The sequence below is a fragment of the Streptomyces aurantiacus genome, assembly GCF_027107535.1.
In the GTDB taxonomy this organism is placed as follows: domain Bacteria; phylum Actinomycetota; class Actinomycetes; order Streptomycetales; family Streptomycetaceae; genus Streptomyces.
Genome location: NZ_CP114283.1, coordinates 4419553 through 4438844 on the forward strand (window position 1 = coordinate 4419553; position 19292 = coordinate 4438844).

Genomic DNA, 19292 nt, shown 5'->3' on the forward strand with positions numbered 1-19292 from the left:
CATGGCGATCATTTTCCCGCCCGCTCTGCGGGAGTTCATCGAGGTCTGGGTAGGCGCGAACGTCGCCACCGGTAACGAGGACCGCGGCTTCGACAGCCGTGGTGCCTACAACCGGTTGGCGGACGACATCGACGCGCTGTCCGACGCGATGAAGGGAGCGGTCGAGAACGCGGGAAATTCGCTTCCACCGCAGATCGCCAGGGAATTCGTCGCCGCGGTGAAGCTCTTCGTCGACGACTCCGGAGAGAACCACCTCGCGAAGTTCGCCACCGAGCTACGGGACATCGGCTCCCGTCAGGTAGACCGGTCGATGAAGCTCTCGGAGGGCAAGTACCAGGTCCTCATCGAGTTCATCCTGATGAACATCGAACTCGCGCTGATCGCCATACTCTCCATCTTCACCGGCGGTACGTCGCTGGTTGAGATAGCCGCGGCGAAGTCGCGCACCGCGCTCTCCATCCTGCTGATTCTCCAGCGGATCTCACGCACGATCCCGACCCCGCTCTCGGCGGTGTTCGAAGCGATCCAGGAGGCTTTCGTCACGTTCATGGCGCAGGTCATCTCGATGACCGCGCCGGACGACCCGGACCGCCGCCGCAATGACTTCGACTGGATGGACATCGCGCAGTCGGCGGCGGCGGGGGCGCTGGCCGGGCTCTTCGGTGGCGTTTTCTCCCAGTTCACCAAGCCGTTCGTGAACAAGATCTTCAAGGACAGCCCGGTCTGGAAGGAGGTGGCGGAGCTTCCGCTCGCCTTCATCAACGAAGGGCAGGCCGAGACCTTCGCGGAGGCGTTCACCACGCTCTTCTTCGAAGGCACGTTCAAGCTCGACCCCGGGACCTTCCTGAGCGCCGGCACCAGCGGGCTCATCTTCGAGGGTGCCTCGGATATCGCCGAGTTCGGCGGCAAGTGGCTGAACCAGAATTTCTTCCAGAACCATGACTTCGACCTGAACGGCGTCAACGACGTCGACGACATCAATGACGTCACGACCGGCGCCGGTGGCCACGGCAACGTGATTCGTCCCCACACGGTGTCCGACGACGGCTTCTACAATGACGTCTACAACGACCCCTATGACGTACCGGATTCCACCAACTCTCCCCTCCCCTATACCGGTGGCATCGGCATCGGCGAGGGGGGCACGACGTCGTTCGTGCCTGATGTCAGCGACGCCGGCGACTTCGGCGATGTCGACTCCGTCAGCGATACGAGTGACGTCAGATTTGCCAACAGAGATTCGTCGGTCTTCGACAGCGTCAGCGATGCCTCGTCCGTCTCGGACTATGACGGCATCGACGGGTTCGGGCAGCAGGGTCCGACCGACGGGTTCACCCCCGTGTACCCGGGGCCGGAGGCCGGAGGGGCGGTGACCGGCGGACCCGTGGGAGTGAACGGTACGTCCAAGCCGCCATACTCCGTGTCCCCCTCCTACCTCGACGGCGACGACGGGCTCTACGCCGATCCGGAAGGCGTCGTCGCCCGGAACACGCCTCCCACGACCCGCGACGCGAACGGTGAGTCCGTCTTCGACACGCTCAACTTCTACGAAGCACCGCCCGCCGGGAACGACTCACCCGCCGACACGCTGCCGAACATCCCCACTGTGGGCACGTCCGCCCCCGGGACACCGTCGTTCACCCCGACGGCCGGACCGACGTCGACACCAGTCTCCGACTACACGGATGCCGACAGTACGGACGCCGACAGTTCCCTCTCGGACGAGAACCTTGTCGACGATCCGGAGAGCGCCGAGGCTCCTGCGGGCCGGACGGGGGGCAACAGTGCCCTTTCCGGCCCCGACGAGTCCGTACGGCAACGGACGCCTGACGGCGACTCCGAAGCACTGCTCGACCAGGACGCGGACACCGACGCGGACGCGGACGCGGATACGGGTGCGAATCCGGATACGAATCCGGACACGGACTCGTCTTCTCGGGCGGACGCGCCGACAGTCACGCCAGGTATCCCGCCCGCCGCACCGAACGTCACACCGGCCGTACCACCTGCCGCCCACCAGTCGACGGACCCCAGCACGCCGACGGCCAAGCACTCGACCGCCAACGGCACCTACCCGGCCCAGACGACAGCGCCGCACGGCGGCAAGGCGGTAACGCCTGGCACGGCGGAGCAGGCCGGCACCGGCACCCGCACCGACGCGGACATCGACGCCAACGCCCACGCCGACGTCAACGCCGACGCCGTCACCAACGCTCCGACGGAACCGAACCTCGTCCCGGAGACGTCGGCCCCGGCCGACACCTCCTTGCATCCGTCGACCCCCCTCACGCCGCCGGACCTCGCGTCGGCCCCCGCGACACCCCGTACCGAAGCGGGCGCCCAGCAGCGGACCACAACCCCGGCCACCACGCCCGAGGGCGAGACAGCGGCCCAGCATGAACGGCCGTACCGAACCGTGCGGACCGAGTCCGAACCCCTGCCGACCAGTTCGTCCGGTCACCCCCCTGCACCGACAGTGTCCGTGGACGCGCCGCGCAGCCCCGACGCAGTCCCCGACACCCCCGCCGACGTGAGGGAACTGCCACTGGACGTTCCCGAGGGTGCGTACTTCAGCGCGCCGGCGCCGGCCGATATCCCCGTCAGCAGTTCATCCTCGCCCGGTTCCACCGACTCGATCGACATGATCATGGACTGGGAGGACGCCGACGACGCGGCATCGGTCGATGAGTCGATGGCCGACTCGGACGAGTCGCCCGAGCCGCAGCCCTTCACCCCCGAGGAGATCCAGCATCACCACCAGCTGCTGACGGGCGTCTTCGGGACCGACATCGTGTCCCATCACATCTACCCCGGCCTCCAAGAGGCCATCGCCCGTGTCGATCGGCTGCGGCAACTCGACCGAGGTCTGCGGGACGGCCCGCTCGACCTGGACGCCGTGACCCGCAGCGTGCTGGGGCTGGACCGTGCCGCGCCGGTGACCGGTGCCCAGCGCAGCGAGCTGTTCCGGGTGGCGATGGACGCGGCGGTGGAGTCCGCGGGCAGCCTGGCCGCGCTCGCCGCCTTCCACCTCCAGCTCCGCGGTGTGCTGTCCCGTTCCCGTGCCATGACCACCGAGAGCGGTGCGGTCCGGGGCCGCAACTGGACGGACACGGTGATCCCGGACCTGGACGCGACGACGGTCGGGAGATCCGTCCAGCAACCCGACAACAATGCCGATGCCGATGCCGACGACCTCGACGACACGATCGTGCGCACCGACGTCCGTACGGCTCCCTGGCACCGGCCCGGTGGCCCGCGGCCGTACGTGGTGGTCGCGTCGGGCACGCACAAGCACGTCGAGGTACGGGGCTACGACGGCGCCCCGCGCGAGGTGCCGATCGACGTGTTCGCCGAACTGTTGGCCCTCGATCCGGCGCTGGCGAGCCTCCCCGCGGACGTCCCGGTCGTCCTGCTGATTCCCGGAGCGGGCGCCAGGGGCCTGGACCTGCCACGCCGGACGGCCGACCGGATCGGCAGGGACACCTGGTCGGCCAACGGCGGTGTGGACCTGGCTCCGCAGGATGACCCGTCCCTGCCGTACACCGTCTCCCTGTCGTCCGGCGGTGGCCTGCCGCGCGCCGACTGGGTTCGCAGCGCTCCCGGCCAGGTCCTCGACCCCAACGGCCCCGATGGCGGCGAGGACGCTCCGGCCTGGGAACGCGAGGTGCTGTCCCACACCATCGTCACCGAGAGCGGCCCGATCGGCCGGGGCGTGTTCGACGACGCCGAGGCCCCGTCGAAGATGGAGGCCCTCCGGCACGCGACGGAGGCGACGGAGCTCTGGCACAGGAACCCCGCCACCGGGGTCTGGACCAAGGACGACAAGCCCGTTCCGTTCGCCGGAAAGCCGGTGTACGTCTTCGCAGCGCACTCCTGGCCGGGGCAGACGCATCTGCCGACCGAGGCCAAAGAGGGGAACGGGGAAACCGCGGTCAAGGTCGCCCGGAGCAAGGAAGTCGGCGGACTGCTGAAGCGGCGTCCCAGTCTGGCCGAACTCCCCCCGAACCACGGCGTGTTGATGGAGGCATGCTGGGACGCGGCCCCCGAAGGTACGACCCGCGCCCGCCGGGACGCTCGTGACGCCTTCGTCCCTGACCCGCTGGCCGTCATCAGTGACGGTCAGCGGACGTCCAACGTGACTGAACGCACCGTCTACGGCGGCACCCGCACCGTCGGCCTCCAGCAGTTGCCGGGCCGGGGATGGGTGCACGTCTTGATGACCGACGCGCAGGGCCGACGCGGCCAGTGGGTGAAGTTCCGGCCGGAACCCGCCGGTGACACGCTGGACGACCGTGCCCGCGCGGCCGGGCTGCACACCGGCCCCGGACCGGTCCGGCCCGAGACCCGGACGCGTACGCTGCGCCTCGTCCGTGCTCTGCGCCTGTCACTGGGCGTGGCTGTCGAGGACGAGGCCGGTTACGCGGATCTGCTCCGTGGCATCGGTGAGCTGGACATGATGCGCGCAACCGATCCCTCGTTCGACGGCTTCGGCCCGTTCACCATGGACCTGTTCGCACGCGCCGCCCGCGCGGACCGGCAGCGGCGGCAGGGCGTGGCGGACGGCGACCCGGGCTCGGCCCCGACCCCTGAGGCCTACCGTGACCTGCTGCTCGTGGCCGCCGAATCCGCGCACACCAGTCCCGGCACCGCGCTCAGCGACTTCGTGGCGCTACCTCAGGTCGTCGCCACGGCGCAACGGCTGAGCGGCCTTGCCGACCTGGACGCCCAGGCCGTCTCCGTTCTGCGCCTGGACGGAGACTCGCCGACGGTGGGGGAGCCCGAGCGGTCACGGCTGTTCTGGGCGACGGCCAAGGCCCTGGAATGGGAGAGCCGGACCTCCGACCCCGACGCCCTCACGGCCAAGGTCCTGCACCTGGACCAGCCGGACCCGGTCCGGCGCGCGGACCTCTTGCGACTGGTCGCGCAGGCCGCGGCCGCGGGACGCGATGTGGACAGCCCGACGGAGCTGGCCGCGTTCCATCTCGAACTGTTCGGAGCCCTGTCTCCGCAGACCCAGCTCCTGGACGTCAACGGCGAGCCGACGGGCCGGCAGTGGGCACAGTCCGAGCCGGACGTGAACGTGAAGGTGGACACGAGCCGGGTCATCGTCACCGCACCGCAGCCGGGCGGCGGCATCCGGCCCGTGGGAGCGGAGCGCACCCCCTGGAAGGCTCCGAACCGGCCCGAGCCGTACATGGTGTGGGCCGGGGGAGGGGCCGACCACATGCTCATGACCCTGCCCGACGGCTCCCGGCACCGGGTGCCGTACGACGAGGTTGCGGAGCTGCTGTCGCGGGACCCGGTGCTGTCCGACCACCGGCTGGACGTCGATGTCGTACTGACCGTCTCGAAGGCGGTGCCGACGCCGACGGCGGGATCCTCGACCACGTCTGCGGTGCCAGTGACTGCCAATGTCCCGGGCGCCGATCCGCGAGCCGTCATCAGTGCCGCGACCGGCCGCGGAGTCTGGGCTTCACGAGGCAGCGCGGGGCTGGGCAAGGTGGGACCGTCGAAGCCGTACGTCCCAGCGTTGCTCCCCACGGTGCCGGGAGGTGTCGCGGGCGCCGACTGGGGAGTGGTGCGGCCGCGTGATCTCCTCGCGCCGGCCACCGCCGCTTCGACGAGCAACACCGCCGGAACAGAAGCCGTCACCTTCGGGGACGCGATCACAGCCCCGACCACGGACGCGACCATTGACCCGACCACGGACGCGATCACAGCCCCGACCACGGACGCGATCACCGACCCGGACCTGACGGTGGCCCTCGTCCCGAAGCCCACCGTTGCGAAGCCCACCGAGTCGGACCCGCCCCCTCCGGACAGCCCGCGTCTCGACCACTCCATGGCGCCCCCGCCCAAGCGCCGAACCCCGGTCGGTTTCGAGGACGGCAGGCGGATGCCCGGGTACGTCGACGACCTCCCGTCGCTCCTGCCCCCCGAGCTGACCGCCGCCGAAGTCGAAGAACTCCTCGCCAATCCCAGCACCTTCGGCCAGAGCACGGTCGTCCTGCGGGGCATCGACGACGCGCTGGACACGATCGACCGCGAACTGCGGCGCGGGCGGGAGACCAGGCCCGCCAAGGGCGACACTCAGCTGCTGACCGACCTCCGGCAGACGCTCCGGGACAAGCCGAAGACGCTGGCGGACGGAGACGGCCGCCCCTTCCCGTACGTCAACGAGGCCGGAGAAGTCCGTGTCCTGTGGGTCGGAGCGAGGCACTACAGCAACTGGTCCCCGTACAGCGACGGCCTCGGTGACGCCACCAAGATCGACAGCATGCACAGGGGCGCCGCGACGTTCGGGCTGACCAAGAACATGCAGGCCAACTCCCAGTACGGCCTCGGCGGTCCGATCGGCCCGGCGGGCACCGCGGTTTTCGGCGGCTTCGGCCGACTCTCCCTGCGGTTCGGCTTCATCAACAAGGTCGGCTACACGCTGTCGGACCAGCGCATGAACCAGATGGAGACCCGGACGCTCGACGAATCACGGTCGTTCCTGGACGACATCTATTACGAGGTGCGCGTCACGGACGCCACCGGTCGGGTCGTCACCAACGCCAGCACCAACACCAGTACAGGCTCCGGCGCCAGTACAGGTACCGGCACCAGCGCAAGCACCACCAACACCGGCTCCGCCGCGCCCGCCCAGTTCGCCTTCGGTATCCACAAGGGGCTCCTCGTCCGGCTGCCCGACAGCGTGCTGAAGATGCCGAAGCCGGGCCGCATCCCCCGGTCGATCGACCTGGACCGGAACTCCCAGTACCGCTTCGTCCGGATCGAGGGATTCGGCCCCGTCGCGGCGATCCGGGACTGGGCGGCCGGACGGATCGGCGTACTGCCCGGGAGCACGGCCTACACCGAGCTGGACACCTTCTTCTCGGGCGACAGCTTCCAGCGGCACGGCGGCACGATGGCGCGCGGCCGCATCACCACCCCGCCGCTGTTCGCCGACGACGACAAGAAGTCACCGCTGGGCGTCTTCGTGGTGGAGGAACTGATTCCGCAGACCGCGATGCTCGTCGGAGAGACCGACCAGGCCGAGATGCGGGACATCAACACATCGACGGTCCGCAGCGAGCGGAGTCGGGCAGAGGGCAAGAGCCTGCTGATGCAAGCCGTCGCCGGACCGGCCTTCAACTTCTTCGACCCCGGCACGGCCCTCTTCGGCCTACGGCTCCAGGCCGGGCCGACCGCCCAGTACTCGTACGCCAGGACCTGGTCGGCCGGACTCGGCGGGGCAGGCACCCTCAAGTCGGCCGGACAGGTGAAGGGCCCCAAGACCGCCCTCTACCTGGTGGTGAAGTCGGTACGGGTGCGGCAGGCCGGCGACAACGCGCCGCCGACGCGGTTCCTCACCTGGAGCCTGGACCGGATGACCAGTGCCGAGGCGCGCCGGCTGGCCGGATGGGACGACGGGACCCGGCTCGCGCTGCGCAACGGCGTCGCCCCGCCCTTCGCACCGGCCTATCTGACCGTGGACCGCCCGCGGACCCTGGGCATGCACCGGGTGAAGGAGTTCACCTTCGACGACGGGCTGCGCACCCGGGTCACACCGGACGCGGCGGACGGCGTGGGCCGCACCCTGCTGGACGAGTTCGCCGACGGCGTGGTGAAGGGCATCGCGCAGCGACGGCAAGGGCTGGTGGTGCCACTCGACCAGCTGCTGCCGCCGAACCTGCCGAAGAGCTGGCGCGCCCGCTTCAACGATGTGCTCGCGCGCAAACCGGACGAGGTGCTCGACGCGGCCCGGAGCCTGCCCATGCCGCCCCAGTGGGGGGATCCCGTCAAGTACCGGATCGCGCTCCAGAACACCCTGCAGATCCTGGGTGTGCTGTCGCAGCAGAACATCACCGCGAACCTGGAGGCGCTGACCACGGTCGGCCTGCCGATCAGACTCACGGACCCCGACGCCGTCGGACAGACCTACTACACGCTGCGGGTGTACGGGACGCTGACCGGGCGGCGGTACGAGGGCAAGGACGTCCACGAGGGAATGCGCTTCAGCGCACAGGGCATAGACCGGCTCGACGGTCAGATGAGTTCGAAGCGAGGCGTGGACCTGGGCTTCGAAGGGACGCTCTCGGGACGCGACAACGCCGTCGACGGCGCCGGACTCCGCCACAACGTACTCGGGCTGACCCTGGGCGGCCGCAAGGGATGGCAGCGGGAGTCGGAGATCTCCTTCGGTTCGACGGTCACCAACGAGCCGATGTCGGTGAGCAACCAGCCCACTCATCTGTACCGCTTCGACATCGGTCTCACCGCGACCCTGAGCGGATACTGGCGACCCCGCGGTCTGATCCGCGGCGTCGGCCTCGGGCTGCCGGGACTGCTGGTCCTGGACGAGCCGGTGAACGTGCTCTTCGGCCGGCGGACGACGCCGGGCCCCCTGCCGGGCGGCGGTCCGGTGACCGGACAGGTGCTCATCGGTGTCCCCGTACAGCACGCCCCCGCCGCGGACCCGTACGCGGACGGGGCGCTCAACCCCTACCTGTCCGACGAGCCCGCTCCCACGCCCATGAACACCGAGCGGGCCCTCGCGCTGGCGAAGGGCAGCCTCGTACTGCCCGCGGGTGCCGGAAAGGGACAGCCCGCCCGACGGCTCGCCGAGCGCGGGACACAGCAGTTCAAGGAGTTCCAGCAGCACCCGTTCGTGATCGTGAACATGGTTCTGTCGCCCACGCTGACCGCGGAGGTGGACCGGGTCCTGAAGACGGCGTCGGGCAGCGCCTGGCAACTGGTGAAGGAGGGCGCCCCCACCCGGGAGGCGATTGTCCGTACCTTCACTCCCCAGTACCTGGCGGCGAGCTTCGACCAGAGCTCGGGGCCGCTCGGCCTGGTGGGCAGCGGCCTGCTCGGCAAGGGGCCGTTCGGCGAGCTGTGGGGAACCTATCGGTACGCGACGACGGTCGGGGACCTGCACGCCCTCACGCCGTCGATGTCCATGGACACCGAGATGACGCTCGGCGGCACCCGGCAGGCCGCCGGCAAGACCAGCAACAGCACCAGCCTCGTCTTCGGCGGTCAGCTCGTCTATGCCGTCGCCCAGAACCCCGGACACGGGATCATGGGTACGTACGGAATCGTCGCCAACCCTTTCTCGACGTCCCGCGCGCACAGTGTCAGCGTCGTACGGACGGTCGTCGCGGACACGAACCGCAAGGGCTTCACCCACCAGGTGCTGGTGGCCGCCGACGTGGATCACTGGTTCGCGCTGACCTCCAGCCGGCTGGGGACGGGCCGGATCGGGACAGCCGCAGCGGGCAGTGCCCTCGTACCGCGCTCGCTCGCCGGAGCGGCGGGCACAGAGCTGACGAGCCCGGGCGGTCTGCTGGGGCATCTGCCGGAGAAGAGCGCACACCGGCTGGGGCTGCTCGACGACGGCATGGGTGAGGTCCCCCGCTACACGCGGCAGCAGTGGACGCCGCAACCCTGGCTGCGTGACGCCGCCTTCGGCACCTACGCGGTGAACGCGCTCGATCCCACCGAGGTGCTGCTCGCGTTCGACCGGCGCATCGGGGAGCTGGGACTCGACGACGAGAGCCGGGAGAGGATCCGGCAACTGGTGACGGCCCGTGCCACGCGGGCCCTCAAGGGGGAGATGACAACCACCGGCCCGTCGACGATGGTCACCGCCGGAGGCTGGGGCTGGGACAGCGTACGGATCGGCAGCAGGCGGGTGCGGGTACGGGTCGAACTGATCCCCGGGACGCCCACGTTCGACGGGCTCGACCACAGCGCGGAGCTGGAGGAGAACCGGCGGGCCATCGAGACCTCCCAGACGAACTCGGAGTACTCGTCCGGGGCGGACGTGGGGCTCCTGACCAGCCAGATGGTGTACACCGGCAACGCGACTGTCCCGGGCGCCGGACCGTCGTACACCGAGAGCGGATCACACCGGCAGACGGTCGCGTCGAGCCACGCGGTCACCACCGTCACGATCTACCGGGCGGCGTCCACCGAACCCCATGCGGAGACCGTCACCCCGTACCGGATGCGGATCACTCTGGAAGCGGACAACACCCCCGACACCGGCGTTCCGGCCGACTCCGGCGGCAAGTCGGGGAAGGGCCCGACGAGGAATTCGCAGCACGGGAAGGCCACGGCGCTGGACCGCTTCCGGGGTCGGCTGCGCATCGTCGAGGAGGACGACGTCGGTGAGCTGCGCGAGCACGTGCCGCTCAGTCTGATGGAGCCGGCTCGGTCGGAGCCGGCGCATGGAACGCTGCTGCCCGCGCCCGATCCGGCGGCCGATCCCGCCCTGGCCGCTCCGCCCCGGAGGGTGCCTCTTCCCGAGGTGCGCAAGGCGGGCGAGGAGCTCCTGATCCGGGACGGGGAGGGCGTGACGAAGCCGTTCACCTTCCCCGAGAACGGTATGCACCCCCGCGGGATCGTAGGCATCCAGAACATCCGCGTCGCGAACGACCTCCTCCTCCTGCAGGCGTACGACACGGGCTACTCCTCCCACGCCCTCAAGGCCAAGGACGACGCCAAGAACGGTGCCGAAAACGGTTCCGACGCCGCCGCCGACGCGGCCGCCCTCACCGAACTCCTCCGCAAGAGCAGAGAAACCGGTCTGACCCGGCTGGGCACCGGTTCGGCGCAGGCGCTGGAGGACGGCACCAGCACCATGGCGGTCACCTCGTTCTACCCGCGCACCACCGAGCCGGACGGCTACCAGGTGGTGGGGCTGACCGAGAAGTCCTTCATCGGCACCGACACCGGACAGCTGAGCCTGCGCTCGACACCCGACTTCAGCCGCGCACTGCTGCTGACAGTCGCCGACGGCAAGAAGCTGGAGGTGCTCAAACGGTACGGGGAGAACGCAGGCACGTCCTCGTCCGGTGAGCACACCCAGAGCGGGAGCTTCGGCGGCGCCTTCCTGTACGACTCGCCCGCCAACGCGGGCCTCAACCAGATCGGACTCTTCGGTCCCGGCCCCAACGACCTCGACGGCGACGGGATGCCGGTCGGGGACGACCACCTGACCTCGCGCAACCTCAAGCCCAGGACCGACCGGTCCTTCCTGTTCGCCGTCCCGAACACCTGGCTGAGCGTCGGTGACGTGCACCGGAACATCGTGGACTCGAAACTCGCGAACAAGGTCCGCAGCGGGACCTTCGGCAAGGCCAGGCCGGGGCCGCAGGCGATGGAGTCCAAGGCGTACGTCGTCGCCTGGATCCGGGAGGACGTCGCCCGCAAGCTGAAGCTCATCAGCGACGTGAACTTCCCCGAGGGCGTCAAGAAGGCGTGGGACGCGGTCGGCAGCGCGAGCAAGGCGTGGGTCGAGGCCGACAAGGCCTACTGGAAGAAGCGGCGGGCCTCCGGTCACCTGCGCAGGGACCTCGACGCCGCGCAGGCCGCCCTCGACCAGGCCGCCGGGATCGCCCGCGCCGCGGCGCGCCCGGTCGACCTCGCCCAGGCTGAGGCCGACGCCGCGGACACGGCCCTGCGGCAGGCCGAGAACGACGCGCGCCGGGACCACGGTCTCGCGGACGCGAGGGTGGCCGCCGCGCAGGCCGAAGCCGACGCGTTCGCCGAGAACGAGGACGGCGCCGAACCCGAACACGAGGGCTGGGCGCAGCTCCTGCGGGACGAACAGGACGCCGTCCGGGCCCGCTTGGCCGAAGCGACCGCGGCTGCCGACCAAGTGCGGAAGACGGCCGATCTACGGCTCGACACCGCGCGTAGGGAGAAGGCCGAAGACGACGAGCGGCTCGACACTGCCCTGCTGTCCGCGCGAGCGCCCGGCCAGAAGTTCGACGACGCCACCGCACGCCGGAACACGGCACGCGACGCCTTCGACACCCGGCGCGCCGAGCTGGACGAACTGAGGGCCGCGGCGGAGAAGGCCGCGGCGGAATACCACCGGGTACGGGCCGGGACGGACCAACTCACCCGCTGGCACCGGCTCGCGGCCACCGAGGAGGGCCGGGAGCAGCTGGACGGCCTCGCCGAGCCGCCCGCGGTGACCTACCAGGCCCCGCCGAGGGCACCCAAGCCGTCGTCCCCGGCGCCGCCCCGCTACACCAGGACGGGTACGGGGGCGGACACCGTGCTGACGGCTCCCGCGTCACCCGCGTCGCCTGTGCAGACTGTGCCGTCTGCGACCTCGGCGCGGGCGACGTACACGCTGCACGACGTGCCGAGGGACGGTGACGCGTTCCTCCGCGCGCTCGCCCTCGGCCTGGAACACGCCTCCCCGGGGCTGCTGGCCGCGGAAGGCATCGACCTCGACGATCCGCGGGCGATGTCCGAACTGCGCCGGAAAATGGCCTCCTGGCTCACCGACCACGCCGACGAGGACCTCCTGGCCGCCGTCGCCCCCGACCACACCGACACTTTCAGCGCGGACGAGACAGCCGCGGCGGGCCTGGACCTCGGCACGGACACGCCGGCCCGCCGCGAGTTCGACGCCCTCGACGGTCTCATCCCGCACGCCGTCAGCCTGAGCCCCGCGACACGGGCCGAGCTGGCGATCACGCAACTCCTCCGGCAGGGCGACGCCGCGTCCGAGACCGGCTGGGACCACTCCGCGGCGGACCTGCTCCCGCTGCTCGCCGCCCGGACCTTCGGCGTACGCGTCACGGTGGTCCGGAGCGACGGTGGCTTCCAGGACTTCACTCCCGAGAACCCGAGGGGAGAAGGCAACCTTCAAGGGCTCGTCGAGAATTCCGGGCGCCCCGGCGCGCATGTGGTGCTGAGCCTTGACGATCGCCACTACCAGCTGGCACTGCCGACCGGCCGGACACCGCTGACGGATCTAACGGATCAGACGGATCCGACGGATACGCAACCTACGGACGACAAGAAGGGCTCGGAAGAGCAGAACTCGGAAGACAAGGGCTCGGAGGAAAGCTCGGAGGAAAAGGGCTCTGACAACAAGGTCGGCGTTGAGAAGGGCAGCGTTGAGAAGGACAGCGTCGAGAAGAGTGGCGTCGAGAAGGGCTCGGACGACAGGAACGCCGAGCCGTCGACGACCGACAGCGTCCGTGCGAGGGGCCACCGCGTACGCGTGCCCGCCACAGGTGAGTGCCTCCTCTACTCCTTCATGGCAGGCGACCCCACGCACCTCCGAAACCGGCTGAGCAGCCTCGCCACCACCGACCCCGAGGCCTACCTCTGGCTCGAAGATCCCGCTGCGGTACGCGATGAACTGCGCCGCCAGGCCACGATCCGCTCCAGGACCGGCAAGCTCCCGACCGGCCCACCGCATGTGGTGCTCCAGGCCATGCGGTCCTTCGTGGAGGACTACGTAGTGCGCAGCGAGGGCCGGCTGCATCCGCAGATCGTCGGCCAGTTCCGGCAGACGGTCGCCGATGCGTTCGGGACACGCGTCACGGGAATGAACCGGGCCGAGAGACTCGCCCAACTCGCCCACCACGGCGTCCAGCACATCCCCGTACCGGAGGCACTCGACCCCACCGAACTGCAGCGACGGTACGTGGCCGCGCGCGTGGCATCGGAAACCGCAGCCCCGGACCCGAGCATCTCCGCGCGGGACGCCCGGGCCGTGCAGGAGGCGTACGCCGAGGACCTGAGTCCGCGCCAGATGTTCGAGTACCTCCAGGAACACGGTCTGCTGCCGACGCCCGACGACCTCGATGACGGCGCCCTGGGCCGCCTGCTCCAAACCGTCTACTCGGAGAGCGCCGCGCCGCTGGACGACCAGGAACTGCCCACGCTCCTGGAAGCCGTCCTCAACTGGGAGCAGCGCTGGGGGACAGCGGCGGGAGAGATCTTCCTGCCTCTTCTGGCGCACGCGTTCAACACACGGGTCGATGTGGTGCAGGCGCTCCCGTCAGGCACCCGACGGGTCAGCCGTGCGGGGCCCGACAACGCCCTGCGGCAGACGGAGGTCTACTACAACGGCGTCAACCACTACGACGGCAGCGACGCCGCACCCCGCGACGGGTTCGGCAACTCGGTCCTCCCGAAGCGCATCAAGGACGAGGAAAAGGACCAGAAGGGCGACATACGGCTGAACCCTCTGTGGGTTCCGCTGGACGAGGTGGACCCGAACCTATTGATCACCGGGAACCGGGACGCGGTGTGGCTGTACACGGTCACCGATGACGGGCGGGTGATCGTGGGCACGGAGCAACTGAGCGGGATCGTCACGGAGGAGCAGTTCGACGCGTTGCTGGCGGGCATGCGGGAGAACGATCCCGATCTGACGGCGGAGTCGCTGCGCCAGGCGATGGACGGGCTGGGCCACACGGGCATCGCAGCCGGTTTCGTCGAGCCTGATCCCGCGGGCGCTGATCCCGCGAAGGCCGGTCGGACGCTGCCGGGGCGCAGCCGGGTGTCCGGCGAGTTCCGCTGGAACGCAGAGCTGAACTCCTGGGTGGTGAACGACAAGTCGGGCCGCTACATGAGCGAGTCGGTGCGGCCGGGCCTGGACCCCGCGGAAGCCGCCGCCTGGCTGGCCAATGTGGCGGCCCTGTTCAGCGACCGACTGGGTGTCGTCGTCCGGCCCGACCAGGTGAAGACGGCCGCGCCCGTCCCGGCACCTCTGCTGCCGCCACCGCCCCCGATCCCACCGACTGAACCTCCGGCTCCACCGACGGCCCCCTTGGTGTCCGTACCGCCGCCTGCACCGGAGGCACCCGCAGCGCCTGAGCCGGACCCGTCGACCCGCGTCCCCGAGGCCGAACACGACGCGGACCGGACCAATACCGATCCGATCCAGCGCCGGCGGATCGCAGAGCTGGCCGAGCAGATCGTGATGTCCGGCCTGAGCGACCTAAGGGCCGGCCTCCGCATCCCCCGTATCACGATCACCGGCTACAGCAACGGTCAGCGCTTCGCGTTGTTCGGCGGCGCGGTGGAGGACGCGGAGACGGTCGGCCGGCAACGGGCGGACGCCGTGCGGGACCTCCTCCTCGACGAGATCCGGCATCAGCTGGAGCTCAACGAGCGTGCTGTGCGCGACGTCCGGGAGGTACGGGGCGGCCCGGTCCGGGCCGAGGACTTCCCGATCACCACGGAGAGCGGCGGCCGGGACATCAGTGCCGTCGGCCCGATCGACGGCGCCGCCGGACGGGCTGCGCGACAACAGGCAGCGATCACGGTCGACCGGTCACCCCTGTCGGCCGCCGCCGCCCGGCTCGAAGAGCTGAGTCCGGGGTCTTTCGGTCCGGAGAAGTCTGCTGCCGACCTGGACGCGCTCGCCCAGGACATCCTGCACCTGAACGACGACCTTGCGGACGACGTCGAAGACGACCCTGAACCGGACAACGAGTCCGACGGCTCCACGATTTCGGACGCAGTTGAGCGGGACAGCGAATCCGAGGGGTCCATAGATCCGGACGAGGTGGTGTCCGACAACGAGTCCGACGGGTCCATTGATCCCGACGAGGAAGTGGTGTCGGACGACGAATCCGAGGGAGCCATTGATCCCGACGAGGAGGTGGTGTCGGACGAGGAGCCTGAAAGCTCTGTGGCCGACTTCGACTCCGACTCCGACGGCACTGACGTCGGCGGTGTCCGCGACGTCGCCGATGGACCGCCGGGTGCGTCTCACGCGCCCGACGACCCCGCTCCGGAAACCATCCGCTTCGACGTCGACGACCTGTCGGACCAAGCGCGCACGCTGTACGAGCTGGTGGACGAGTCGATGGCGGCCGGGAGAGCGACGAGCCGGGCGGCGTTGAGTTCGTACTACCTGGGCAAGCAGGGCCTGTTGTCCGACGCCACTCGCCTGACCGCGCAGGACGGCACCCCGGCGGGGCGGAACTGGACGGGCCGGCCTGTCCAGGATGTGGACGCGTCCTCGTACGACAACGCGGGCGAGAAGCGTGAACCCCGGCCGGCGCTGTGGGCACAGGATCCGAGTGCGCCCCATCCGTATGTGATCGGGACGAAGGGCGGCGACCACCGGAGCGTCATTCTGGCCCTGCCGGATCGCAGCAAGCGGTGGAGGCTGTCGTCGCAGGAGTTCGCCGAACTGCTGGCCTTGGACGAAGACCTGACCGGTCGTGATGACGCCACCCGGGTGGTGCTCGTCTCGCCGAAGGCCGGCGCCCAGGGGCTGGACCTGCCGCGCAGGGCCGCGGCCCGGGTGCGCAAAACGCTGTGGTCGCACAGCGGTGAGGTCGGCATGAAGCCGAACCAGGACACCGGCCGGCACCGCATCGAGGTGACCGACAACCTGGATCTGGAAGTCGCGGCGACGGGCGAGTGGATCGGCAGCAAGCCGGACGATCTGGGGTCGGACCCCGAGCGGACCGGGCCCGGGGAAGGCGTTCTGCGGACGAGCGACGGAAGAACGCTCCAGGACGAGGCGATCAGGAGTTTCACCCTCACCGTCGCGGGATGGCCCGTCGGCCGTGCCGTGTTGAGCGGCGCCGATCAGATGCAGCGTGAGTCGTATCTCCAAGCGATGATCCGGTCGACGGAGTGGTACAGCTACGACCCGGTCACCGGTAAACAGATCGGACCTCCCCGACCGGTGCCGTGGAAGGGCCTGAAACCGTACTTCTATGTCGGCCACGGTCTGCCGGGGCAGACCATCCTGGTGGAAGACGAGCTGGAGAGCGAGGTTCTGGTTCGTGGACCTGAGACCGGCCACCTTCTCCGACGGCGCCCGAGCATGCAACAACTCGACCCGAACACGCCCATCGTGTTCCTGTCCTGCTGGGGAAGCGAGCGGGAGGGGAACGACGCCGCCCCTGAAATATGGAGTCGCCCGTTCGTCACTGATCCGCTCGCCGTCCTGTCGGCGGCCCAGGGCGTCTCCAATACGACGAGGCGCGACGTCTACGCCCCCAGCAGGGTGCACACGACTGTTGAAAAGGGCGGCGAACTACTGCACCACGGGATCACCACCACGCCGGTGAACGACCCGGTGTACATGGAGAAACTGCGCCCCGAGCCGACCCCGGACGAACTCGACACCCTGGCCGAGCAGGCCGGCCTGGAGACGTCCTCGGACTTCACCCCGGCCATGGCCAGGTACACGACGCTGAGGCTGGTCCGGGCCCTCCGGATCACGTTCGGCGTCGATGTGGAGAGCGACAAGGACGACCCGGTCGGCACGTACCAGGGGTTGCTGCGCGGTATCGGCGCCTTGGAGGTCATGCGCCGCAGGGACGAGAAGCTGCGTGGGTACGGGGAACTGACGCTCGATCTGCTCGACCGGGTCACGCGCGGACACCACGGCCTGACGACCGCCCCCGGTACCCGGCCGGCATCGCTGGACCCCGCCGACGTACGGACGATGCTGGAAGCGGCGTCGGCACGGCTGTCCGCCGACCGGCAGTCCACAGGTCAGCCGTCCACCTTGCCGGACTTCCTTGCGCTGCCCTCCGTGGACCGGGCCCGCGAACTGATCGAAAAGGGCGATCCGGACCGGTGGGTCCGCCGAGTTCTGAGGCTGATCGACTCGACTCAGATCACCGCGGACGACCGGCAGAACGCGCTGTGGGCCACGGTCAAGGCCGTGGAAAGCGTGGAGAACCATCCCGACCCCGACGCCCTGACGACGAAGGTGCTCCATCTGGCCAACGGTGAGAATCCGCAGGACGAGGTTCTGCGGGCGAACCTGCTGCAGTTGGCGGCCATGACGGCGGCCCTCGGCCGCAACGCCTACGATCCAACGGTGCTCGCCGCGACCGACCTCCAACGTCACGGGGCGCTGAGCGACACCACTCAAATCATCTCCGCGGAGGGCCGGAAGGCCGGGCGCCGTTGGACAGGGAAGCCCTTGAGGCTTCCCCTCTGGGCGGACGGCTACGAGACGTCACCCAGCGGCGAGCTGCTGGGCGCCCGGCCGTCCTCCGCACCCTGGTCCAAGAGGGGATTCGGAAGGTCGTCCCGTCCCGGCGGATACGTGCTGGACATGAAGGGCACGACCCCCGGACAGGTGGAGATGCCCTGGCCGGACAGGACCACCCGCTCGGTGCCCTACGCGGAGATCTCCGAACTGCTCTCCTACGACACCACCCTGGCGGAACTGGGTCTGGACGTCGCGATCGTCCCCGTCGGCGTGGATTCCGGGACCGTCGACCTGGCCACGTCACTCGCGGCCCGGACCGGGACCGCCCGGACCGTCTGGGTGCCGGAACACCCACTCCGACTCGTCGAGCGTCCGACGTCGAACGAGACCGTTCTCCTCATGACCTCGCAGATGTTCAACGCGACGCACTGGTCACAGATACGTCCGCCTGAGTTGCCCGACCAGCCCGACCAGCCCGACCAGCCCGACCAGCCCGCCGAGTCCACTTCAGCCACCGCCACCGTCAGCTCGCTCGTCGGATCCGCCCCCGGTGTCGTCACGAACCGAGGCGACACTCCACCCCGGGCGCCTGTCGGCTTCAAGTCCACCTGGACCGGTGGGGATATCGGTGAACGGCGCCCGCCACGGCTGGGCCGCGACGGAATCACGAGGGCGGGAGGCGAGCGGTACAGCAGCAGCGTCGACAGCAGCGGCACGGACGCCACCATCAGCGAGGAGGCCACGGGCCGGACCGTGCAGGCGCACTCGAAGCCGGCCCCTGCCCCGGACACGAGCCCCGAGCCGAACCCGGACCCGGCAGAGGCCCTGGTGGGACTCGTCGGCCCGGACGACAGTGCGTACGACCCGGCCCCGCGACGCGGCTCCGTCGACCTCGACCTCGACCTCGACCTCGACCTCGACCTCGACGTGGAGCACGTACCCGTCGTCCCCCGTGACGACGCCCAACGCCAGTGGGTTGCGAGGCAGGTGACGACGGACGATCTGCCAGGGAATCCGCCGAGGGTCGACCGTGCCGCCCTCGCGAGCCCGGCCGATCTGAGGGCGGCGGGCGTCGCGATGACCCCCGGAATGGACGTCGAGGTGCAACTAGGCGGAGGCGTACGTGGCAGCGGGCTGGCACCGCTCGACCAGGTGCGGCTGCTGCTGACCCGCCCCGGCCCGTGGCCCGACGTGCTCGACGCCGTCGCGGCGGCGGTGTCGCGGCGGATCTGGCGGTCGGCGTTCACGGACTTCCAGAGCGCGATCTCGACCGGGGGCACGGACGTGGACGCCGCCAAAGCATGGAAGGCGGCCGTCGGACTGGTTCTGCCGCACGAACCGCACGACGTACTGGCGGATTCCCGGTACGCGGGGGAGGAATTCCGCGACGCGGTGCGGCAGATCGCCGACCACCTGGCAGCGGGACGGACGGACCTGCGGACGGTCGCGCAACTCGCCGCCCAGCTCCGGCGCAACCTCGGACCAGAACTAGGCCGTTTCTGATGGCTCTTGGGGGCTAGGGCGTGTCCGATGGGTCCTGTGACTCGCCTTGCGCTGGATCGTTTCGGTCCGT

At 69.9% G+C, this 19292-nt stretch carries 1 protein-coding gene; it reads left to right on the forward strand.

Going from position 1 to position 19292, the window contains the following annotated elements; translation table 11 throughout:
- Window position 1 precedes the first annotated feature (1 nt).
- The gene (locus O1Q96_RS21420) at window positions 2-19222 is read left to right on the forward strand and encodes a lonely Cys domain-containing protein (protein WP_269249744.1); all 19221 of its coding nucleotides are present in this window, start codon (window positions 2-4) and stop codon (window positions 19220-19222) included.
- Window positions 19223-19292 lie beyond the last annotated feature (70 nt).

Excerpts from the sequence above, each read along its gene's own strand:
- O1Q96_RS21420 (WP_269249744.1), top strand. The coding sequence starts at position 2 with ATGGCGATCATTTTCCCGCCCGCTCTGCGGGAGTTCATCGAGGTCTGG.